Raw genomic sequence first — 22325 nt, 5'->3', positions numbered from 1 at the left:
TTGATAAAAAAAATCTGTGAACATCCGTTTCATCCGCAACATCCGTGTCCTATCAAGCAAGTTTGGGGTTTACATTCGCAGCATTCAATTATGACTATGATATACTCTGCCGATATACAAAAATTGCCCCGGCATTATTTGCCACAAAATTTTACCCTGAGCACATGGGAAGCACTCGAACCTTTTTTTAAAGAACTGCTCGAACGCCCCATCAACAGCAAGGCCGAACTGGAAAAATGGCTGCAAGACAGCAGCGAAGTGGAAGCGGCCATTAGCGAAGATGCCTGCTGGCGCCAGATTAAAATGACCTGCGACACAGAAAACAAAACGCTGGAAGATGCTTTCACGTTTTTCGTGATGGAAATTCAACCCAAGATTCAACCCTATGCCGATGCGTTGAATAAAAAACTGGTGAACAATCCGCACCTGGCCGAGCTCGACCAATCCTTGTACCACACGTATCTGCGCAGCGTACGCAAGAGCATTGAATTGTTTCGGGAAGAAAACATTCCGCTGCAGGCAGAGCTGGGCGTACTGCAACAGCAGTTTGGCCAAATCACCGGCCGCATGACCATTCAGCACAAGGGTCAGGAATATACCATGCAGCAAGCCGCTAAGTTTTTGCAAAGCAAAGACCGCAGCGAACGGGAAACGGTGTACCGCAGCATTCAGGAACGTCGCCTGCAAGACAAAGAAGCGCTGAACGACTTGTACAGCCAGCTGATTGAAAAGCGCCAGCAGGTGGCCGTGAATGCCGGCTTCAGTAACTTCCGCGATTATAAGTTTAAAGAACTCGGCCGCTTTGATTATACCCCCGCCGATTGCGAACAATTTCAGGAAGGCGTGAAGCAACACGTGCTGCCATTGGTGAATGATATTTACCAACACAAACAGCAGCAATTGCAGCTCGATACATTGCGTCCTTGGGATTTGGATGCAGAGCCAGAAGGCGTAGAGCCGCTGCGCCCTTTCAGCAATGGCGAAGACCTGTTGCAAAAGAGCATTGCGGTGTTGGAAAAACTCAATCCGTTTTTTGCTGATTGCTTCCGCACTATGCAGCGCATGGGCCATTTCGATTTGGAAAGCCGCAAGGGCAAAGCGCCAGGTGGCTATAACTGTCCGCTGGCAGAGAGCGGTGCGCCGTTCATTTTTATGAATGCCGCCGGCCAAATGGATGATGTCACCACCATGGTACACGAAGGTGGCCATGCGGTACACAGCTTTTTAGCACACCCGTTGTCGCTAACGGCTTTCAAAGAATATCCCATGGAAATAGCCGAAGTGGCCAGCATGGCCATGGAGTTGTTTACGATGGATCATTGGGAGCCATTTTTTGACAATGCTGAAGAACTGAAGCGGGCCAAACTGCACCAGCTGGAAAGAGCCATCACCATTTTCCCATGGATTGCGACGATTGACAAATTTCAACATTGGGTGTACTTACATCCGCAGCATAGTGCTGAAGAACGTGGCGATGCGTGGATGCGCATTTTGCAGGAGTTCAGCACGGGAGTGCTGGATACCAGCGGACTGGAATCTTTCCGTCGCTACAGCTGGCAGCGGCAGTTGCATTTGTTTGAAGTACCGTTTTACTACATCGAATACGGCATTGCACAGTTGGGTGCCATTGGCCTGTGGATGCAGTACAAGCAGCAGCCGGAGCAAGCCCTGCAGAACTACATGAATGCACTAAGCCTGGGTGGTACCAAAACCCTTCCCGAACTCTACGCCGCTGCCGGATTGAAATTCGATTTCTCACCAGCCCACATCAAAACGCTGATGGAATTTGTGAAAGCGGAAATGGACAAGCTGTAGTTGGTGGTTGATGGTTGGTGGTTGGCAGGAGGAAGATGTTAGATGACATCCCGATAGCTATCGGGATGTTGGATGTTTGGAAATACATGAGTAATTGATAGATGATGGTTGGTGGTTGGCAGGAAATGCAAGCAACACCAACATTAAAAAAGGCACAAAGGCAGCAGGAAAAATCCTTGCGTCCTTTGTGCCTTTTGCATTTACGCTACAACGACCTAAGATTTCAATCTGGTTGTTCTTATGGGTGTCTTCCCATCAACTACCAACCATCATCTATCAACTTTATGCGCTTTATGCTTTCAGCCTTCGGCTTAAAAGAACAAATTGCTCAACAAGTTGCCGGCAATGTTGCTGCCACTGGGTTTCAGGCCCAGCAGTTTGGCGTATTTGGCCGCACCCAAAATGGTTTTCATCTTGCCCATAAAGCCTTGCTGCAGCGGGTTGAATTTTTTCAGGTAATCAGCAGGATTGGTCTTAGCCAAACCAAGAATGTCTTTTTTCTGGCCCAAAAAACTGGTGACAGCATCCAGCGTACTTTTCTTTTCGGTAGCGCCAAGGCTGAGTTTGCTGCCCAGCAAATCGGCAATGCCACTGGCGGTTTTGCCCACATCGCCAATGGCGGGTGGTGCAATAAAGTTTTTCACGACATCGCCGGCACCGCCTGGCAGTTTAATTTGTGCCTGGCTCACTGTAGCAACGCCGGCCATCAATGTAAAAAAGAGAACGATTTTTTTCATGGTCATCAATGATTGAGTGATGTGTTGTTGGTTTACTTGAATGTACAAATCAACCAGCAATATCTCAGCTTTTGTGCAGCAAAAAGAAAAGGTTCGGCCAAACAGGTTATTTCCTCTATGAATGGCCTGGCTTATTGTTTTACCACTTTACCGTACACTGCAGGTACACATTTCTACCGGGGCGCAATATGGTTTTGCCCCAATCCAAATGATCACGGTACGATTCATTCAGTAGATTTTCTACACCCGTTTGCCACTGCCACTGCAGGCCCATTAGTGACACAGGATAGGCCAACCGAAGATGCAGCAATGTGTACCCGTTCGTTTTTACTTCGCCATAGCGGCTGGCGGGCCTTTCTTGTGCCGCGGCTATTTCACATTCTCCCTGCAGGCTCAGTTTACCCCAGGCCCAGCGCATACTGCTCACTGCTTTGAGCGGCGATACAAACGGCATGGGCGAATCAGCTACTTCACCATGCTGATACCGCAGTGTATTGATCCACAACCAACGCTTGTTGAGTGCTGCCTGCCACCACAACTCAGCTCCCATCAGGGTGGCATTGGGTTGCTGTGTGTAGCGTTTTACACCAGCCGAGCCAATGGTCATGGCAGAAAACTGCGGATCGATTTCACCAACGATGTAGTGATGCAAAGCATGATAAAAACCGGAGATTTTCATTTGCCAGCGGGCACCACGATATTGGTAATTGATTTCTGATTGCAGCGATTGTTCAGGCTTGAGTGCTGTGTTACCTACATAATCATAGTTCTCTGCAGCGTTGTACAAATAGAAGCCATACAACTCACTGGCGGTGGGCATGCGTTGCGCCCAACCTACGCTGGCACTCAGTTTATGCCCTTTGCCCAGCTGACGGTTTACTTGCAAAGATGCATTGCCCAATACATCCCAACGAGTATTGGTATTGCCATTCAAAATAGCAATATGGTCTTTGGCGAGAACGCTGGTGAGGCGGCTGACAAACACATCTGTCCGTACATTGGCCAGCAGTTGCCAGTTACTGTCGGGCTGCCATTTCCATTGCGCAGCAGCACCGGTTTGCCAGCGTTGGTTATCGGGCCACGTAAGCATATACATGGGCGAACTACCGGGTGCATACATCGTCATGGAGGCATGCAGTTGTGTGGCCGAAGCATCTGCCCGTAGCTGAAGTTGGTGATCTTGACGGCGATACAAAGCGGTGGCATAAGCCCCCACTGTATTACTGGTACCCGGCATGTCCATATGCATGGGCACATTGGGCCGCTGTGTATCATCCATGGCATGTACAATGCGGTTTACATAGAGCTTTGCTGACTTGCTGTGCCAAGTAGCCGCCGCATCTGTTTGCTCTATACTCAATGCAGCTATCAATGCTTTGGCGCTACCTACATCCATGGGTAATGCAGGATAGCCAATGTTCCAGCCTTCATCATACAGCACGTCAGCTCTAAGTGTTGTTCGTTGATTGAGTTGATACGTGATGGCTGTCGTCGCATTCACTTTATTGTACTGGCTGAAGGGTACGGTGTTGCCATCTCCATCTTTGTAAGCTTGTGCTGTTCGATATGTACCACTGGCCCGCACCGCCCAGCTTTGGCCGCTGTAGTGCAGCTGTCCACCATGGTACCAGGCTTGTGCTGCCGATTGGTAGCCACTGCTCACACTGCCCTGCCATGTATGAGCTAATCCGGGCACGGCTTTGGCCAGTTGCATATCTACCGAGCCACCAAGGGTTGCGCCTTTGGCAAAAGCATTGGCGCCGGTTTCCAATTGAATGGAAGAGAGATTGATTGGTTCTACATAAATAGAAGCAGGATCCATTTTATCGGTGCAGGCACCATGAATGCGCATGCCATCTACCAGCACATTGATTTGCCCGGCGCTGTAAGACCGTATGGCAGGTTCCATGCCATAGGCACCCCTGCGCACCAGCGACATTTCGGGTATGCGGCTGAGCACCTCTTCCAGTGTAGCAGCAGGTGTGGTTTTGTAAAACTGTAGCAAGGCTTGCGTAGGTTGCCTGGCCGCTCGTATTACTTGCACCTGCTCTAGTACCACGGTAGGTACAGTGTCTTGCTGGGCATGCGCCTGCCAGCTAATGAGCAGCAACAGCAGCACCCCTAATTGTTTACCTGTATGCAACATGTTGTATGCATTTGCAGGCAATGGCGGTACAAGATGTACCGCCATTGCCTGATGGTTTAAAAATCAATATCCAGCGAATCGGCTTTGGCCAGTTGGGTGCCGCTTTTCAGCTGCAACTGCAGGCGCCACAAGCCCGTCATCGTAAAGTTTACCTTGCCTTTGTAATGGCCATTGCCAGAGTGCACAGGATTTACATTGTTGGGTGAGCCATGATTCATGGTTGGCATTTCGGGTTCAAAGCTGATGCTGAGGCTGCTATCGGCCGGAAAGCTCATCATGCTGGCTTTTTTGTACAGCACAAATTCAAGGTTGTTGATGCCTACTTTGGGTTTGGCGGGTTCTACCATGGCCAGAAAATACTTCGTGGTATTGTCGATGGCAGAAGTAAAAGACAGTAGTCTTTTTTGTGCAGGCTCAGCCACGGTCACAGGTATGGTCAGTTTGCCTTCTTTGTTGTTGCTGTGGTTGTGCACATTGATGTCGATGGTCCAGCTGCCACCCATGCTGCTCATAATGAATACCACCGCACCAGGAAACAACTGATTAACGGCTTCATGGCTGGCAGGATTTTCTACCGGCGACGAATGTTTCATGGTACCCATGTCCATCATAGGAAGCATTGTAACATGTGCATCGGTAATGCGCTTTTCGGACACAGAATCGTACAAGGCAATCCACAAAGGCTGGTAGCCTGTAGTAAGGTTGCTGCTGAGGGCATACAATTCTACTTTGGCAGCCGCACCAGTAGCGTATCCGGTAGCAATTTTGCTGAGGCCCACAGTAGGATCGGGCATTACAGTATCAGATTTTGAACAGGCAGCGAATGCGACAACAAGTGCAACAACAAAAACACGGATATAAATAGAACGAAACATAATGATTGATTGAGGCGACGAAGGAATAGACATGCATTGGCCGGGTCGCCGGTGGAGGCAACAATGCATTTGTTGAATCAATAAGAAAAAAAGGAAGGATAAGGCAGGCATATAGCTATCGCACAGGTATTGATGCCATGCTCAATCCATGCAAAAAACTATAAACCGTTGCCACAAAATTTGAATCAGCAAAATGCCGGCGGCCTGAATATGCCGGTGGAAAATCCCTGCTGTGCCGACTGTACCCTGTAGTCGCTAAACAGCTCTGCTGTTTCGGCAAAAGCCTGTTGCAAGGTGTGATACTCCTGAAGAATGCAGGCACTAGTCTCTACCCACACATTGCGGACACCGCTTGGCTCAGTGCCTGCCTGTTGTTCTTCGGCAGCCTGAATTTTTTTCGCCAGATAGCATTTGCCATCGCAATGAAGTTGGGGGCGTTTTTTGTTGACACAGTGCCGTGCGGCGATGGCTTGTTGGTTGGCATAAAACCACACTGTAAACACAGCAGGGTACATGGTTTGAAACGCCATGAGCAACAACAATATGCCACTGATCAACTTTTTCACGGCAGCAAAAATAGTCCTTCGCTTTTACCGTCCTTTATGACTCCTGTCACAAAGCCACATATATTTTTAAGTAATGTCTGCCTGCAACAACAGCATGCAAATAGTGGGGCTGTGAGCAAGGTGCTGTTATCAGCTGCAGTTCCTGCCCGCCTCACTACTCCCTCAGCCCTGCGGGCCTGCGGGGTAGTTCGTTGGTCAGGCAGCCCATCAGCAGTTGTGCAGGCATCAGCAAGGTTTCATTGTAAGTGGTTGCACAAATACAAGGGAGATGTTTTTGAATTGGCAGTTGGCAATAATCAGTTTGCAGGGCAGCAATCAATCACTATAGTTGTTGACTGTTCAATTTTTGCAGCACAGCCCATGGGCGCAGGGATGCACAGGGTGGCCCGCAGGGACAGCCCGCAGCCGCAGGCAAGGGCCGCAGCGATAGCGGAGCCCGGCGCAGCCCGTTACCGCAGCCGGGCCATGCACTGCCGCTGACCGCCCCAACTTTCTTTAGTTTTCTTTACGCCATGCGGCATGCACTTACGGGCTAATTTTGCGGCATGCCTTTCGAATTGCAATCACATTATCAGCCGGCCGGCGATCAGCCCAACGCCATTGCCCAACTCACCGAGGGAATCATCAACGGGGAACCGCAGCAGGTACTGCTGGGCGTTACGGGCAGTGGTAAAACCTTTACCATGGCCAATGTGATTCAGAACGTGCAGAAGCCCACACTGGTGCTCACCCACAACAAAACGCTGGTGGCACAGCTCTACGGCGAGTTCAAGCAGTTTTTTCCCAACAACGCTGTGGGCTACTTTGTGAGCTACTACGATTACTACCAGCCGGAAGCGTACATCCCTGTGAGTGATACGTACATCGAAAAAGACCTCAACATCAACGAGGAGCTGGACAAGCTGCGCCTGCAGGCCACCAGCGAACTGCTGAGCGGCCGCCGCGATATTGTGGTGGTAGCATCGGTCAGTTGCATTTATGGTATGGGTAACCCTACCGAATTTGAAAACGGAATCGTTCGCATTGCGCAGGGCCAAACCATCAGCCGGCAAGGGTTTTTGCATAGCCTGGTGAACAGCTTGTACAGCCGCACACAGGGCGATTTTAACCGCGGTAACTTTCGGGTGAAGGGCGACACGGTGGACATCAACTTGCCATACGTTGACTGGGGCTACCGCATCAGTTTTTTTGGCGATGAAATTGAAACCATTGAAACGCTGGATGTAAAAACCGGCAAACGCATTGGCCGGGTGGAAAATGCCGCCATCTTTCCCGCCAACCTGTACCTGGCACCCAAAGACATGATGGTGCAAATACTGCACGAAATACAAGACGAAATGACCCGGCAGGTGGAGTACTTTCAAAGCCAGGGTAAGTTTATAGAAGCACAGCGACTGAAAGAACGTACCGAATACGATTTGGAAATGATTCGGGAACTGGGCTATTGCAATGGTGTAGAAAACTACTCCCGCTTTTTCGACAGGCGTCAGCCGGGTACAAGACCGTTCTGTTTGCTCGATTATTTTCCGAAGGACTTTTTGATGATTATTGATGAAAGCCACCAAACCATTCCGCAGGTGGCGGGCATGTATGGCGGCGACCGCAGCCGCAAAATGAACCTGGTGGATTATGGCTTTCGACTGCCCTCGGCCCTCGACAACCGGCCACTCAACTTTCATGAGTTTGAAAGCATGCTGAACCAGGTAGTGTACGTAAGTGCCACCCCCGGCGACTATGAACTGGAGCAAACCGGTGGCGTGGTGGTGGAGCAGGTGGTGCGGCCTACCGGATTGCTCGACCCGCCGATTGAAGTGCGGCCGAGCATCAACCAGATAGACGACCTGCTGGATGAAATAGACAAGCGGGTACACAAAGGCGACCGTGTATTGGTAACCACGCTGACCAAACGCATGGCCGAAGAAATGGACAAGTACCTGCACCGCATCAACATTAAAAGCAAATACATACACAGCGAAGTGGATACGTTGGAGCGGGTGGAAATACTGCGCCAGCTGCGCCTCGGCGAAATTGATGTGCTCGTAGGTGTAAACCTTTTGCGGGAAGGTCTCGACCTGCCCGAAGTGTCGCTGGTCGCCATTTTGGATGCCGATAAGGAAGGCTTTTTGCGCAACGAAAAATCATTGACACAAACGGCTGGTCGTGCTGCCCGCAATGCAGAAGGTCTGGTGATTTTTTATGCTGACACCATCACCGACAGCATGCAGAAAACCATGGACGAAACGCTGCGCCGCCGGGAAAAACAAATTGCCTACAATACGCTGCATGGCATTACGCCTACCACCGTGAAGAAGAGCATTGAAGATGTGATGAAGCAAACCAGTGTGCTCGACATCAAAGGCTTTGATGAAACCAAACCGTATGCCATACCCAACGAAGCCAGCATTGTACCAGGCAATGTAGCCGCCGATGATGGCGAAGTGTACCGCACCATTCCGCAGATGGAAAAGGATGTGGCCAAAGTGAAAAAGCAAATGGAAAAAGCAGCCCGTGATATGGACTTTATTGAAGCGGCCCGTTTGCGGGATGAGATGTTCAGATTGCAGAAGGAGTTGGAGGAAATGAAAAGCTGATGTGCCAATGTGCTAATTAGCTAATGTGCCAATAGGTTTGCCGGAGAAGGCTTGATTTGCCTTCGGCAAATGAGGGATGTTTCGCACAGAGGGCACTGAGTGCTCGGAGGTTTTGTTTGCCTTCGGCAAACGAGGTTTATCTTTCGCAAGGATGCACAGAGTAATGATAAAAGATCCGTGAAATTCCGTTTTCATCATCTTTATCCGCGTCCCATATTTTCTCCGTTACCACCGTTTTTCTGCGGTAACATTTCTTTGCGGCTTTGTGACTTTGCGTTGAAAAAAAGAAGTGCTATCGAATAACAACCGTGGTGCCTTTGGTAAATACTTTTTGCCCTTGTCGTCAGTGTATTGCAGCATCCATACGTAGGTGCCGGTGGGTACCGGTTGGCTATTGAATCGGCCATCCCATTTGCGGGTCCAGTCGCGGGTTTCAAACACCAGCTGCCCCAGCCTGTTGTACACCCTGAAGTGTAGGTCGGTGGCTTTCCAAGCATTCAGCGGATAGAGGTAATCATTGAGCCCGTCGCCATTGGGTGTAAATCCGGTGGGTACGGCGATGTAGCAATTGTTGGGCACCTGTATGCGATGCACCACGGTGTCTTTACAACCATTGATATGGCCTACAATCAACCGCACAGAAACTGTACTCAGCGGAGTAGCACTATTGTAGAGTTGTGCAAGGGGTACTTGTGCAGCACTCCGTTGACCGTTACCAAAATCCCACTGCCAGGTAGAAATGGGGCCGGTACTTTTATCTACAAAACGAATGCTATCGCCGGGGCAGGCAAAGTTGGGATATTCGAACTCGGCGTTTAATCGAATTTGTGCCAAATCAGTAACGGCAATACCGGTCATACTACATACCCCGTTCGATACTTTCAGCGTTACTTCTTTTACGCCCGAGCTGGTGTAAATCATAGTGAAGCTCGATTGTGTGCCAGTGGTTGTATCGTCTTTTACACTCCACTGCCAGCTGTTGATGCCATTGGTACCAGGATTGGTATACGTAATGGTATCTGCAAGGCAACTGCTGCTAATGCTTACATTAATGACAGCAGAAACGGTATCGTAAGCGGTGAATGTTTTGCTATTGCCCACCACTGTTTGCTGGTTGCATTCGGTGGTGAGGGTGTTGCCATCTGTACCTTGTTTTACAGCCACCGTATAGGTACCGCCCACACGAATGGGTGCAGCCAATTGCAGGCGAATGACTTTGCTGGTATTGTTGGTACAGGTAACCTGTGCACCGGTTATGCTCACTGCCGCCGGACCTGTTATGGTAAAATCGCTGCCATTGGGAGCAATGCTGCTACACAACACCGGATCTTTCAGCACCACTTCAATTTCAGCAGGCATACACGCCACTGGCGAAATGCTATCAATAACAGTTGGTATTGCTGGCAATACATTTACCACCAGTGTTTGGCTATCGGGCAATGCATTGTTGCATAAGTCCAACACCGTGTTTCCATCGGTCCCTTTTTTTGAACGTAGCGCAAATGTGCCGGCAGGAACAGTGCCACTGGTGGTAATGATGAGCGAATCTGTATCAAAGCCATTGCTGCAGCCTACGCCGGCAGCGCTTACAATGGTTACGTTGCCATTCACAAACTCCCAGTCGGAGCCATTGGCAGCAATACTGCTGCAACGGATTTTTTTGCTCAGCTTGAGGTAAAACTGCGTTCCGCCGCAACCCACTTTCAATTCTTTCATGCTCAGGTTGGCAGTATCCGTTATTACGGCAGTACCACCACTAAATTCCAATTTGTAACCCGCTTGTGTATTAGACCAATGGCTCACTAACAAGAGATAATCATGCCCGGCGATCAAATCGGGTTCCTTGCTAAACTGTGGCACTTTGCCTTCGCATTCTATCAGGTTGTTGGCCGTGGGCGAAGTACCTGTTTGGCCATAGAATTCGCTCCAGTTGCCAGCTACCACCAAACCTGGATTGGTGTATACTTCATCTGGATTGCGATTGGTAACATCGTACAACTGCCAATCGTAATCGCTGGTGGCGCTGTTGGGCGAAATCATGAACGACAACTTGCCCGATTGAAAACAAGTGAACTTGTACCAGTAAGGATTCACATCACTCAGCGGTACGGTACTGCACTTCGGGCTGGGCAATGTTTTGCCACCACAGAGGTTGACCGAAGTTTGGTTGAAAACAGAAGTACCACAAACCGGAAAGGCAGTTGAAGGATTTTGGCCGGGTGTATTGCACACCGGTTGTGCCCACGTAGCGGTGGAGCCTAGCAGTGTCAGCAGCAAAATACTCAACCATTTCATCATATCACGCCGGTTCGGTATTACGTAAAAATACAATGCTTTTAGAGAAGTACTTCGGTCAACGTTTGTAGTTGGCTTCATAAGTATCAATCCATTGCTGTACGGTCATTTTTTGCATGAGCTCCGCAATGAGTGCATGAGGAATGTGTTCCGGCTTTTTGAAGCGGATACAACTCTTGCCCATATCCAGTTTTGCAGTGCTATGCTTGGGATATTCCTGCACAAACCATTCCAGCAAAGCTGGCGTTGCATAAATACCCATGTGATAAAAGTTGACAGACGCTTTTTGCGAAGCCAGACCCGCAAATGGCAAAGGCAGTTTTTTATCGCAATGATAGCCATCAGGATAAATGCTGTGCGGCACCACATACCCAATCATGCCATAGTTCATGATGGTTTCAAAACCCTTGGGCAAATGCTTCAGAATGGTTGCATGTAATTGCGTAACCGCTTCACGTCGGTCATCGGGCAACTCAGTCAGGTATTGTTCGGGGGTGGTGGCGGCACTGGTCATGTTGCTATGTTTTGCGTAAAAGAATAAACCAGCACATTCATTATTGGTGCTGATGAAACACCGGGAATTAAGGTAAACAATTAGCGCTACACAGCCAATCCAAGGCTTATCAGCTATCGCAACTGTACGCCATGGCATCCATGTCTACCTTGCGGCGTTCAAACTGGAATCCGTGGTACACCTGTACAATTTCCTGCAATACGGGTTCTATTTCTTCCAGTGATTTTAAAGTAACCAGCTTGAGGCGGTAATCCCGAATATTCGGCAGGCCTTTGAGGTAGTTGGTGTAATGGCGGCGCATTTCCAAAATGCCCAGCACTTCGCCTTTCCACTGCACACTGCCGTGCAGGTGCTGGCGTATCACATCTACCCGTTGCTCAATGGTCGGCGGCGGCAGGTGTTCACCTGTTTGGATGTAATGTTTAATCTCATTAAAAATCCACGGATAGCCAATGGCGGCACGACCAATCATGATGCCATCTACCCCGTAGCGTTTTTTATACTCCACCGCTTTTTCAGGACTATCAATATCGCCATTGCCAAAAATGGGAATGTGTATGCGGGGATTGTTTTTCACCTCCGCTATCAACGACCAGTCGGCCTGGCCCTTGTAGAGTTGTGCTCTGGTACGGCCATGTATGCTCAGCGCCTTAATGCCCACATCCTGCAGGCGTTCGGCTACTTCCACAATGTTCTTGCTGTTGTCGTCCCAGCCGAGGCGGGTTTTCACCGTTACCGGTAGGCGGGTGCTTTTTACACAGGCTTCGGTAAGCCGCACCATCAGGTCGATGTTTTTGAGCACTCCCGCACCAGCGCCTTTGCTCACCACTTTTTTTACAGGGCAGCCAAAGTTGATGTCGAGCAAATCGGGATTCACTGTATCTACAATGCGGGCACTCATGGCCATGGCTTCTTCATCGCCACCAAAAATCTGAATGCCCACGGGGCGTTCAGCTTCAAAAATGTCGAGCTTTTTTCGACTACGGATGGCGTCACGAATCAATCCTTCGCTACTGATGAATTCTGTATACATCAGGTCGGCACCATTGAGTTTGCACACGGCCCTGAAAGGCGGGTCGCTCACATCTTCCATGGGCGCCAGCAGTAGCGGGAAGTCTGGTAGTTGTATGTTTCCGATGGTTGGCACAGGGCGCAAAGATAACAGCTGCAATTGGCTTGAGCGAAAATGTACCACCGGCTGCTGAGTTAACGGTTATGCCTGTTTCTTTGCAGCTGTATGAATAATCCTTTACTCAACAAGGGCTACAGCCATGTAGGACAGTTAGGCATTCTGCTTGGTTTGATAGGCGTGGGACTGGTAGCCGGCAGCTTTGTGTCAATGGGCATCTGGACGGGCATGACCGGCCAGAGCATGGAAACGATGCTGACCGACATGCAGCAACCCCGATTTGCCAATGCCGCCAAAGTGGTGCAACTGATGGGCACGTTGTTTGGTTTCTTTTTACCGGCCGTTGGCTATGCCTTCATTTGCTTTCGCAATGGATGGGATGCATTGGGCTTTGCCAACAACTGGAACTGGAAACTGATGGGCCTGAGCCTGCTGCTCATTTTGTGCAGTGGCCCGCTGATTGATACACTTACAAACATCAACAAAGCCATTCCTATTTCAAAAGCCATGCGTACCTATTTCGATACCATGGAGCAGAACTATGAAAAGCAGGTGAAAGCTATTGCCGATATCCGCAACGGCGGCCAGCTGCTCATGAGCCTGCTGATGCTGGCCCTGCTGCCTGCCGTGTTTGAGGAAGTATTGTTTCGCGGCGGCTTGCAAAGCCTGCTGCTGCGCTGGTGGAAACAACCTTGGGTGGCCATTGTGGTGGCGAGTATTGTATTTAGCGCTATACATGGCAGCTGGTATGGTTTTTTGCCCCGCATTGTACTGGGCATGTTGCTCGGCGGTATTTTTTATTACACCCGCAATATTTGGTACGCCATATTGGTTCATTTTGTAAACAATGCTATGGTAACCCTGTACATGTATTACCTGCATGCACAGCAAAAACCGGTAACGCTGGCCAATGAAAGCAGCCTGCCATTGTGGGCCGGCGGTATATCGCTGGTGATGGTGGTGGCTGTTTTTTTTGCCATGAAAAAAACGCAGGAAGGCATCGTGCCTCAGGAAGTATTTTACGATCGATTCAACCCCTTTGACGAAAGAAATAACGTAGCATAAATATGAACTGGGTACTACTGTACAAAACTGCCATTTATACCGAAGCGGCCATTTTAAAAGGCAAGCTGGAAGACAACAATATTCCGGTGCAGATTCTCAACAAACAAGACAGCATGTATGTGCTTACCCTGCCGGGTATGCACGAAATATATGTGCCGGGCCAGCTAAAAGAACTGGCACTCGGCGTGTTGCAGGAAGTGCTCAATAATTAAGTGACCGTTCCTTTCATTTCAATCCATTATTTGCATGGCTCTCAATAAAGAAGTTTTCAGAACCCGGGCACTCAGCGCTATTGTGTTTGTCATCATCATGCTTGGCGGTTTGCTTTGGAACCACTGGAGTTTTCTCTTGCTCTTCAGCATCATTCATGTAGGGTGCTGGTGGGAGTATTTCAATCTGCAGGAAAAAATTCAGCAGACTACTTATAGTTTTTTAAGCCGTGTGGGTATGATATTGGTGGGCTACAGTGTAGTACTGTTGCAATGTGGTGATGCGTTTCAAATCAACGGGTACCATCTTTCGGGTAGCAGCATTGGTGTCACCATCATAGCAGGGCAAGTACTGTTTCTGTATGGATTGTTTACCGATCGAAATAACAAATCTACCGGTACCATTGTATCCGCTTTTTTGGGTGTGTTTTACATCAGCCTCAGCATTGGTTTCATGTTGTCTTTGCGGCAGCAAAACATGAACAGCTTGTTTGGCGATTTCGGTTGGCTCTACCCTATGCTACTCATTGCTTCCATCTGGATCAATGATACCATGGCCTACATTGTTGGTTCGATGATTGGCAAAACACCACTCAGTAAAATTTCGCCGAAGAAAACCTGGGAAGGCACTATTGGCGGGGCGTTGCTGGCAGTAGTGGTGGTTACATTGGTAGCAGTATGGTGGTTAAAAGCCGATTGGAAAATAACAGCTGCCATTGCCGCCACCGCTGCGGTAACGGGCACGTTGGGCGATTTGTTTGAAAGCTACCTGAAGCGCCGTGCCGGTGTAAAAGACAGCGGTAACATGATGCCCGGTCATGGTGGCTTTCTCGACCGCTTCGACAGCCTGCTGATAGCGACGCCTTTTGTGTGGTTGGTGGTGAAAATATTTGAGTAATTTTAAAAAAAGAATGCCATGGACTGGAACACATACATTGAACATAATCCGGAAATCATGTTTGGTAAACCAGTGATTAAAGGAACCCGGATTCCTGTTGCCCTCATCTTGGAAAAACTAGGTCATGGCATTTCAGAAGAAGAATTATTGAAAGCCTACCCAAGGCTTTCCGTTGAAGCTATAAGAGCTGCACTACTGTATGCAGCAGACAATGCTACGCATGAAAAAGTAATGGTTTTTTGATGACTAACAGCATTGCCATTGTTACCGATGAATGCGTGGATTACGCCATTACCACAACGCTCAGAAACGCTGGTTTTGAGGTATATGCCATCAGCGAACAAAACCCCGCTATCAAAGACAAAGATGTTTTAGCCATTGCATTTGCACAGCAAGCTTTGCTCATTACCGAGGATAAGGATTTTGGAGAATTGGTGATTCGTTTGCAGCTTCCCAACAATGGCATTTTATTGGTGAAAATGATGGAAGCACACTCACAAATAAAAGCAGCGCTGGTGCTCCAAATTCTTCAACAATACAATACGACCTTGCTGAAGGCCTTTTCTGTATTGGATGCAAACAAGTTCAGAACAAGAAGCACCACGTAACTTTTCGATATGTAATTCGGTTTTTCGTTTCGGGTTTGTTGTTTGTCGTTTTTGGTTTGATGTTTTAGGCAGCGTATGATTTTGCTACAACAAAGTCTGTAAAACTGTTCACACGTGTATAGGCCGCCGGACAAATGAACAATAAACACCAAACCAACAACCAAAAACAGCATTCGCAATCATTCAGGTTCAACGGTGCAAACCATTACTTTTGCCGTTCACAATAACCAGTACTTTTCATGACCATTCATAAAGAAGGATTTGCCAGCATTGGCATTGCCACCCTCATTTTAGGCGCCATCAACGGTTTATCGGTGTGGTTTCTCAGCCAGCAATACCCCGTGTTGTCGCTCCTCATTTTCATTGTTACGTTTGGCTTGTGGCTTTTCATCATTTCTTTTTTCCGCCTGCCCAGCCGCCAGCTCACCATCGACGATAAAAAAATCATTTGCCCCGCCGATGGCAAAGTAGTGGTGATAGAAGAAACCGTGGATGAAGAATACTTCAAAGGCAAACGCTTGCAGGTAAGCATCTTCATGAGCCCGTTGAATGTGCATGTAAACCGCAATGCCGTAACCGGCGAAGTGGTGTACAGCAAATACCACAAAGGCAAATACCTGGCGGCCTGGCATCCCAAATCGAGCACCGAAAACGAACGCCACAGTGTGGTGTACCAGGTTGGTCACAACGAAATTTTGGTGAAACAAATAGCCGGTGCACTGGCCCGCCGCATTGTCAATTACCTGAGCGAAGGCATGCAGGTAAAGCAAGGCGATGAAATGGGCTTCATCAAATTTGGCAGCCGTGTAGACTTACTGCTGCCATTGAATGCACGGGTAAAAGTAAAAATGGGTGAAATGGTAAAAGGCGGTGTAACCGTGCTGGCCGAATGGTAACGCTCTTGTATTGCAGTTTATCATTTTTTCGCATAAAAAAACCTCACAGCATGCTGTGAGGTTTTTTGTTTTCAGTGATGTGGTTACAACACTGCGGTGTATTTACCAACGATCATCGTCGTTAAACAGTGGTGTTACAGGTGCCACATGCTTGCTGTTGAAATCGTCTTTCACTACTTCCTTTTTGGGCGGCATGGTGAGAGCACCAGTTGGCTTTTTAAACTTACGGGCCGGTGGTTGTGCATGGCCTTGCTGTGCCTGTCCGTTGCCTGCCATTGGCTGCTGTGCCGGGCGTGGCTGCGGCCGCTGGTGCTGCTGCTTCGGCTTTTGCACGGGTGCTTGCTGAGCAGCTACAGGTTTTTCCTGCTGGGCTGCAGCAGGTTGCTGTTGCTGCGGTCTTGGCGGACGTTGCTGTTGTTGCCTTTGACCTTGTTGCTGGTTACGTGCTGGCTGTTGTTGGCGGCGCTGTTGATGCTGCTGACGTGGCTGTTCTGCTTTTACGTGCACCGCATTGGCATTGCCCACAAACGGATGATCTTGCACCACCGGTATTTGCTTGCCAATGAGTTTCTGAATGTCTTTCAGGTAAGCTCTTTCTTCTGCTTCGCAAAAAGAAAATGCCACACCACTGGCACCTGCACGACCGGTACGGCCAATGCGATGTACATAGCTTTCAGGAATGTTTGGTAATTCAAAGTTGATGACATGACCGAGATCGTCGATGTCGATACCACGGGCAGCAATATCTGTAGCTACCAACACCCGTATCACGCCTTTCTTAAAATTTTGCAAGGCCAGCTGACGGGCATTCTGGCTTTTGTTGCCATGAATGGCGGCGGCTGTTTCTCCGGCCCGCATCAGGTCTTTTACCACCCGGTCGGCGCCATGCTTGGTGCGGGTAAAAACCAGCACACTTTTTATTTCAGCATGTTGCTTTAGCAAGTGTTGCAGCAATGCAGGCTTGTCTTTTTTGCTCACGTTGTAAATGAACTGCTCAATGGTATCGGCCGTTGAGCTGGCAGGCGTTACTTCCACTTTTACCGGGTTGGTCAAAATGGTATTGGCCAGTGCCTGAATATCGGGCGGCATGGTAGCGCTGAAAAACAAACTCTGTCTTTTTTCAGGCAGTTTGGTAATCACTCTTTTTACGTCGTGAATAAAACCCATGTCGAGCATACGGTCGGCTTCGTCCAGCACAAATACTTCCAGTTGGTGCAGGCTCACGAAACCCTGCTGCATCAGATCGAGCAGGCGGCCCGGTGTAGCTACAAGAATATCTACACCACGCTGCAATGCATTTACCTGTGGTTGCTGGCCCACACCACCAAATATAACGAGGTGCTGCAGGGGCAGGTTTCGGCCATAAGCCCGCAGGCTTTCTTCAATTTGAATGGCCAGCTCACGGGTAGGTGTTAATATGAGGGCACGAATTTGCTTTTTGTGCGACGCCTTTGCCGGCTGTTGATGCAGGTATTGCAAAATGGGCAGCGAAAAAGCGGCTGTTTTTCCGGTACCTGTTTGGGCACAACCGAGCAAGTCGCGGCCTTCGAGCAGGTGCGGAATGGCTTGTGCCTGAATGGGTGTGGGCGTTGTGTAGCCTTCGTGTTGCAAGGCTTTCAATAGTGGGTCTATCAAACCCATTTGGTCAAATGTTTTCATAACCAGGTAGGCAGGTGGAGCATGCACAAAGCATGTTTCACTTGTCGTTTCTTGTTTAAATAATGTGAGATAATCGGCGTTGCCAATGATGAAATGGGAGCTGTTTGGATGGCACATCCACTGGAGAAGTGGTGAATGAAAATTTGCCAAAAACGCTGCCAGGCTACACCTTAACAACAGGAGTTAGCTTTTGCTAATCCGCGGCGAAGATGCAGCTTTTAATGTTAATGCGCTGAGAAAGAAAGATTGATACCGATTTTCAGTCATCAATGCCATCTTATTGCCCAAGGTGGGCTTGCTGTATCTATATCGATTTGATATACTTGCCTATTGCACAAACCCGAAGTAGTGAAAATGTTTAAACCATTGGTCGTCGTCATTGCCATTTCATAGCCCACGGTTTAAACCGTGGGCTAGCAGCAAACCATCAACAGCTTAAACCGTTTTAACGGTTTACAATAGATGAAATAGCTATATCGATTGGTATTGGGAGGTCATCTGTCACCCCTTCGGGGTTCAACCAATCGTTACATGTAACTGCGCTATAATAATGCCATCCCTTCGGGATTGGGTGTTCTGCATTGTTTATGTCTTCTGGTTATCAAAACAATTAAGGGGTGAAGCTTGTAAGAATTAAAAATCAAAAGCACAAAACCCCGAAGGGGTGAAATGATTATAGCAGCATCCAAAACCAACAGCTTGACTTACTCCGGAGGGGTGGCATACAATTGTACATAAAGCAGCTGTTGCACCACTTATAAAATATCCTCCAACTCTTTCAAATGATGAATGATATAGGTGGGTTGCAGGTCGGTTTTTTCATGAATGTGGTTGACAAAAATGGTATCCAATCCGGCATCCATGGCGCCTTTGATATCGGCATCGAGATTGTCGCCAATCATAATGCTGTTGTGCGTGGCAGCACCGGTTTGCTGCAGGGCATAGTCAAAAATTTCTTTGTGCGGTTTTAGCGACATGGCTCTTTCACTCGTAATCACTTCGCCGAAAAAATGTTCAATCTGGCTGTTGCGCAATTTGCCCAACTGCACTTCTTCAAATCCGTTGGTGATGAGGTGCAGCTGATAGCCTTTTCCTTTCAGATACTCAATGATTTCGATGGTGTACGGAAAGAGTTTGGTTTTGGTAGGCAGTATTTCCAGGTACTGCTGGCTCATGAGTTTGGAGAGTTTTTCATCGCCCAGTTTAAACTCCAACAAGGCATGCCACATGCGTTTCCAACGCAGTTCTTCTTGCTTAATGAAGCCATGATGATAGCGATCCCACAGGCGTTTGTTGTGGTAGGAGTAGCGTTCAAAAAAAGCATTGAAATCGGGGGTGAGTGTTTCGTGCAGGCGGTTGTGGTGATACACTTCGTGCAGCGTGTCGTGGCTGTTGGCTTCAAAATCCCACAGGGTATGATCGAGGTCGAAAAACAGGTGCTGATATTTCATAAGAGAATTTGGTAGAGGGCTTTGCTTATCTAAAGTTGTATTGTATGCTTTGTTGTCTGGTTTTATAAATGATTAGTAAAGGATGAGCATTCAATAACATCCTCCCCCTTTGGGCAAGAAAATTTAGTTATGGTTTTGGTCTGAGTTGTTGCAATTGAACATATCCGTTATCATATGGAACCAATGATGTTTCATACACAGACGCATCTATAAAACCTGCAATAACGTTGATTGGTTCGTTTGTTATTTTCAAAGAGGGAAGAACGCTGTTGTTATATAATAAAAGTCCATTATAGTCAACCTTCGTTTTCAATTTGAACAAGTCATTGTCAGGCATATTTTTTGTTTCAATATTGAAATCAACAGCCAATGTCAATTCTAATTCAAAGGTGTTTTTTTCGAGAGAAAAAAAGCGAATAGATGAATTAAACGGGCAGTGTTCTGTTCCTAAATAAATTGATCCTTCACCAGTTTGTGTTTCATATGAAATCACATATTCATTGCCGAGTAAATACTTCCAGTTAGATATATTTTTTGTACTACCAAGTGGTGAAAAATTTATCCATTCAATCATGAGTGATGTTGATGCTGGTTGATCAACATATTCATGTCCTGTGTCAAATGGCTGAAGTGGAATTTCTAAAGTATAAAAAAGAGACAGTGGCAATCCTGTATGCTTATTCTCCCATAGACATGCATGCATAGTTCCATGTTGTGGTTGAATGTGGTTTATATCTAAAGGCATATTGAAGATTGTTTTCTGATGCAGGCTAACACCGATATTTGCGCAAGCTACATTGCTTCCATCAAACTGTTTCATTTCGCATGATTATCCTCATCACCGGTGCCAGCCGCGGCATTGGTTTCGCCATCGCCGAACAATTTGCTGCCGCCAGCGAACCGAACCTGCTGGTGCTTGTATCCAAACAAGCGGAGCCCTTGGCCAATGCGGCTGATACCTTGCGCAGCCGCTATCCTGCACAAACCATTGTACACTATGCCTGCAACCTGGCCGATGCACAAGCGGTGCAAGCCTTGGGCGATTGGTTGCCGGCACATGTAGGCATCCCCGATGTGTTGGTGAACAATGCGGGCTATTTTTTGCCCGGCAGTATTCACAACGAACCCGCCGGCACACTCGAAGAAATGTTGCAGGTAAATCTGCTATCAGCTTATCATCTTACCCGTGCTCTTTTGCCCGGTATGATGGACCGCAAAAGCGGCCACATTTTCAACATGTGTTCCATTGCTTCATTGCAGGCGTACAGCAATGGTGGCAGCTACAGCATCAGCAAGTTTGCCCTGCTGGGTTTTGGTCAAAACCTGCGGGAAGAAATGAAGCCTTTCGGTATTAAAGTCACCAACATTATGCCCGGCGCCGTATGGACGGATAGCTGGGCGGGCAGCGGTGTGTCGCCCGACCGCATTATGGAAGCCAACGATATTGCAAAGCTGGTGGTAACAGCGTCGCAACTGAGTCCGCAGGCTTGTTTAGAAGACCTGGTGATACGGCCGCAGCTCGGCGATTTGTAAAGAAATCTTTATCAAAGTTCAGAACCTGACGAATGGCATAGTTGCCCGTTGGCATTCAACTTAATTTCGGGGCCAATCAATCATTTGTGTATGGAGTTGGAAGCCCTGAGGCAGGCTACTGCGGCACACATTCAGCAGTTGTATCAACAGCAACAAACTGCAGATTTATGCTATCACCACCACGGGTACCTTACCCAAACGGTGGAGCGTATCCGCCTCATTGCGGCAGCCAATCATACACCGTACGAAACAATGTTGATAGCAGAGCTGGCGGCGTGGTTTCATGCCCTCGGTTTTTTGCAACGGCAAACAGAACACCCCGAATCGTTTGGGGCCATGCTGGCCAAAGAATGGTTGCACCAACAGCAAGTACCCGAAGCCACTACCCAACAAATAACGCAATGCATTCTGGCCGCTTACGATTTGCCCGCACAGCCAACTGAAGCTCAACTGTTGCTGCACGATGCTATTCACTTCGACTATGGCAGCGCCGATTGGGATATCAAAAGCAAACTGCTGCAGCAAGAAATGGAATGGTTGCAACACCGCAGCATCAGCAGCCGAGAGTGGAAAATGCTGCAGCTGGGCATGCTGGAAAAACATCAGTACCATACGCCTTTTGCACAGCAAACACTGGAGCCGGTCAAACGCTTTCACCTGGAGCAGTTGCACAAATCGCTGGGTAAAAAAAACCTGAAAAAAGAAGAAGAGCAACAACAACAGCCCTATGCCAATGTAAGCCGTGGGGTAGAAACCATGTTTCGCTTGCTCATTCGTACCAACTTCGATTTAACCGGCCGTGCCGATACCAAGGCCAACATTCTTATCTCCATCAACACCATCATTGTGTCGGTGCTGTTTACCACAGTGGCAGCCCGAATCGATGAGTTTCCGTATCTGCGCATTCCGGTGATAGTAATGACGGTGTGCAACCTCAGCACCATTGTGCTGGCATTGCTGGCTACCATTCCGCGGCGTGGCCGCAAACCTTATTGGGACATGCACAACGAACCCAAAACCGACCTCTTGTATTTTGGCAACTATACCCGCATGACCCGTGAAGAATACCACGCTGAAATGTTCAAGATGATTGCCAACCCCGAAGCAGTGTACACCTACATGATGGACATGAACCACGACATGGGCCATGCCCTCAAGAAAACTTACCGCTACCTCAATGCGGCGTATTATGTGTTTCTGTTTGGCTTTGTGGTATCAGTGATTCTGTTTGGTGTAGCGTTGTTGTATTTTAAGTAGGGTTGAAGTTGATGAGTAAAATGGTTGACAGGTTCCAATCATCAACAACCATCTGCAGAACTATCTGTTGCCCATACCTTC

At 48.3% G+C, this 22325-nt stretch carries 21 protein-coding genes; 11 read left to right on the top strand and 10 right to left on the bottom strand.

Annotated elements, in window-relative coordinates:
* The first annotated feature begins 90 nt into the window (after positions 1 to 90).
* On the top strand, positions 91 to 1815 hold the full coding sequence (locus GLV81_RS00660) for a M3 family oligoendopeptidase (protein ID WP_246186148.1): 1725 nt from the start codon (positions 91 to 93) through the stop codon (positions 1813 to 1815).
* Between the two features lie 311 nt (positions 1816 to 2126).
* Here GLV81_RS00660 and GLV81_RS00655 read toward each other — a convergent pair whose 3' ends face one another.
* From GLV81_RS00655 to GLV81_RS00640, 4 genes are all read right to left on the bottom strand, one after another.
* The gene (locus GLV81_RS00655; protein ID WP_157475940.1) at positions 2127 to 2552 is read right to left on the bottom strand and encodes a hypothetical protein; all 426 of its coding nucleotides are present in this window, start codon (positions 2550 to 2552) and stop codon (positions 2127 to 2129) included.
* A gap of 139 nt (positions 2553 to 2691) precedes the next feature.
* The gene (locus GLV81_RS00650; RefSeq protein ID WP_157475939.1) at positions 2692 to 4743 is read right to left on the bottom strand and encodes a TonB-dependent receptor domain-containing protein; all 2052 of its coding nucleotides are present in this window, start codon (positions 4741 to 4743) and stop codon (positions 2692 to 2694) included.
* An 11-nt stretch (positions 4744 to 4754) separates the two neighbouring features.
* A complete protein-coding gene (locus tag GLV81_RS00645) occupies positions 4755 to 5492 on the bottom strand; it encodes a FixH family protein (protein WP_197428809.1) in 738 nt (245 codons plus the stop codon).
* A gap of 266 nt (positions 5493 to 5758) precedes the next feature.
* Positions 5759 to 6139, bottom strand: coding sequence for a hypothetical protein (locus GLV81_RS00640; protein ID WP_157475937.1), 381 nt, complete (start codon positions 6137 to 6139; stop codon positions 5759 to 5761).
* 111 nt (positions 6140 to 6250) lie between these two features.
* On the opposite strand from GLV81_RS00640, the gene GLV81_RS00635 reads away from it, so the two are divergent.
* Together GLV81_RS00635 and uvrB are read left to right on the top strand one after the other, a co-directional pair.
* Entirely contained in the window at positions 6251 to 6619 is a 369-nt protein-coding gene (locus GLV81_RS00635; RefSeq protein ID WP_157475936.1) for a hypothetical protein, read from the top strand.
* 65 nt (positions 6620 to 6684) lie between these two features.
* Positions 6685 to 8730 (top strand): excinuclease ABC subunit UvrB, encoded by a 2046-nt coding sequence (uvrB, locus tag GLV81_RS00630; RefSeq protein WP_157475935.1) that lies wholly within the window; start codon positions 6685 to 6687, stop codon positions 8728 to 8730.
* 225 nt (positions 8731 to 8955) lie between these two features.
* Here uvrB and GLV81_RS00625 read toward each other — a convergent pair whose 3' ends face one another.
* The 3 genes from GLV81_RS00625 to dusB form a co-directional block, all read right to left on the bottom strand.
* Positions 8956 to 11028, bottom strand: a complete 2073-nt coding sequence (locus GLV81_RS00625) for a T9SS type B sorting domain-containing protein (RefSeq protein WP_197428808.1) — start codon at positions 11026 to 11028, stop codon at positions 8956 to 8958.
* A 55-nt stretch (positions 11029 to 11083) separates the two neighbouring features.
* Entirely contained in the window at positions 11084 to 11539 is a 456-nt protein-coding gene (locus GLV81_RS00620) for a DUF1801 domain-containing protein (protein WP_157475933.1), read from the bottom strand.
* 109 nt (positions 11540 to 11648) lie between these two features.
* Complete coding sequence (gene dusB, locus GLV81_RS00615; RefSeq protein ID WP_157475932.1) at positions 11649 to 12686, bottom strand: tRNA dihydrouridine synthase DusB; 1038 nt, start codon at positions 12684 to 12686, stop codon at positions 11649 to 11651.
* Between the two features lie 90 nt (positions 12687 to 12776).
* On the opposite strand from dusB, the gene GLV81_RS00610 reads away from it, so the two are divergent.
* The 6 genes from GLV81_RS00610 (at position 12777) to GLV81_RS00585 (ending at position 16344) form a co-directional block, all read left to right on the top strand.
* On the top strand, positions 12777 to 13733 hold the full coding sequence (locus GLV81_RS00610) for a CPBP family intramembrane glutamic endopeptidase (protein ID WP_157475931.1): 957 nt from the start codon (positions 12777 to 12779) through the stop codon (positions 13731 to 13733).
* Positions 13734 to 13735: 2 nt separating this feature from the next.
* Positions 13736 to 13945 carry a putative signal transducing protein gene (locus GLV81_RS00605; protein ID WP_157475930.1) on the top strand — a complete coding sequence of 70 codons (210 nt, stop codon included), beginning with the start codon at positions 13736 to 13738 and terminating at the stop codon, positions 13943 to 13945.
* 34 nt (positions 13946 to 13979) lie between these two features.
* Entirely contained in the window at positions 13980 to 14840 is an 861-nt protein-coding gene (locus tag GLV81_RS00600) for a phosphatidate cytidylyltransferase (protein WP_157475929.1), read from the top strand.
* A gap of 18 nt (positions 14841 to 14858) precedes the next feature.
* Positions 14859 to 15083: a DUF433 domain-containing protein gene (locus GLV81_RS00595; RefSeq protein WP_157475928.1), complete on the top strand. Its 225-nt coding sequence runs from the start codon at positions 14859 to 14861 to the stop codon at positions 15081 to 15083.
* The gene (locus tag GLV81_RS00590) at positions 15083 to 15448 is read left to right on the top strand and encodes a DUF5615 family PIN-like protein (RefSeq protein WP_157475927.1); all 366 of its coding nucleotides are present in this window, start codon (positions 15083 to 15085) and stop codon (positions 15446 to 15448) included. The genes GLV81_RS00595 and GLV81_RS00590 overlap by 1 nt, the downstream gene beginning before the upstream one ends.
* 239 nt (positions 15449 to 15687) lie before the next feature.
* Entirely contained in the window at positions 15688 to 16344 is a 657-nt protein-coding gene (locus GLV81_RS00585; protein ID WP_157475926.1) for a phosphatidylserine decarboxylase family protein, read from the top strand.
* Between the two features lie 102 nt (positions 16345 to 16446).
* Here GLV81_RS00585 and GLV81_RS00580 read toward each other — a convergent pair whose 3' ends face one another.
* The 3 genes from GLV81_RS00580 to GLV81_RS00570 form a co-directional block, all read right to left on the bottom strand.
* Positions 16447 to 18003 carry a DEAD/DEAH box helicase gene (locus GLV81_RS00580; protein WP_157475925.1) on the bottom strand — a complete coding sequence of 519 codons (1557 nt, stop codon included), beginning with the start codon at positions 18001 to 18003 and terminating at the stop codon, positions 16447 to 16449.
* A 755-nt stretch (positions 18004 to 18758) separates the two neighbouring features.
* Positions 18759 to 19454, bottom strand: a complete 696-nt coding sequence (locus GLV81_RS00575) for a YjjG family noncanonical pyrimidine nucleotidase (RefSeq protein ID WP_157475924.1) — start codon at positions 19452 to 19454, stop codon at positions 18759 to 18761.
* A 127-nt stretch (positions 19455 to 19581) separates the two neighbouring features.
* On the bottom strand, positions 19582 to 20274 hold the full coding sequence (locus tag GLV81_RS00570; protein ID WP_157475923.1) for a hypothetical protein: 693 nt from the start codon (positions 20272 to 20274) through the stop codon (positions 19582 to 19584).
* Positions 20275 to 20279: 5 nt separating this feature from the next.
* On the opposite strand from GLV81_RS00570, the gene GLV81_RS00565 reads away from it, so the two are divergent.
* The gene (locus tag GLV81_RS00565) at positions 20280 to 20987 is read left to right on the top strand and encodes an SDR family oxidoreductase (protein ID WP_157475922.1); all 708 of its coding nucleotides are present in this window, start codon (positions 20280 to 20282) and stop codon (positions 20985 to 20987) included.
* Positions 20988 to 21077: 90 nt separating this feature from the next.
* Positions 21078 to 22244, top strand: coding sequence for a Pycsar system effector family protein (locus GLV81_RS00560; RefSeq protein ID WP_157475921.1), 1167 nt, complete (start codon positions 21078 to 21080; stop codon positions 22242 to 22244).
* The last annotated feature ends 81 nt before the right edge of the window (positions 22245 to 22325 follow it).

It is taken from the genome of Phnomibacter ginsenosidimutans, assembly GCF_009740285.1.
Classification (GTDB): Bacteria; Bacteroidota; Bacteroidia; order Chitinophagales; family Chitinophagaceae; genus Phnomibacter; species Phnomibacter ginsenosidimutans.
This window is presented reverse-complemented; position numbering and strand designations above follow the sequence as displayed.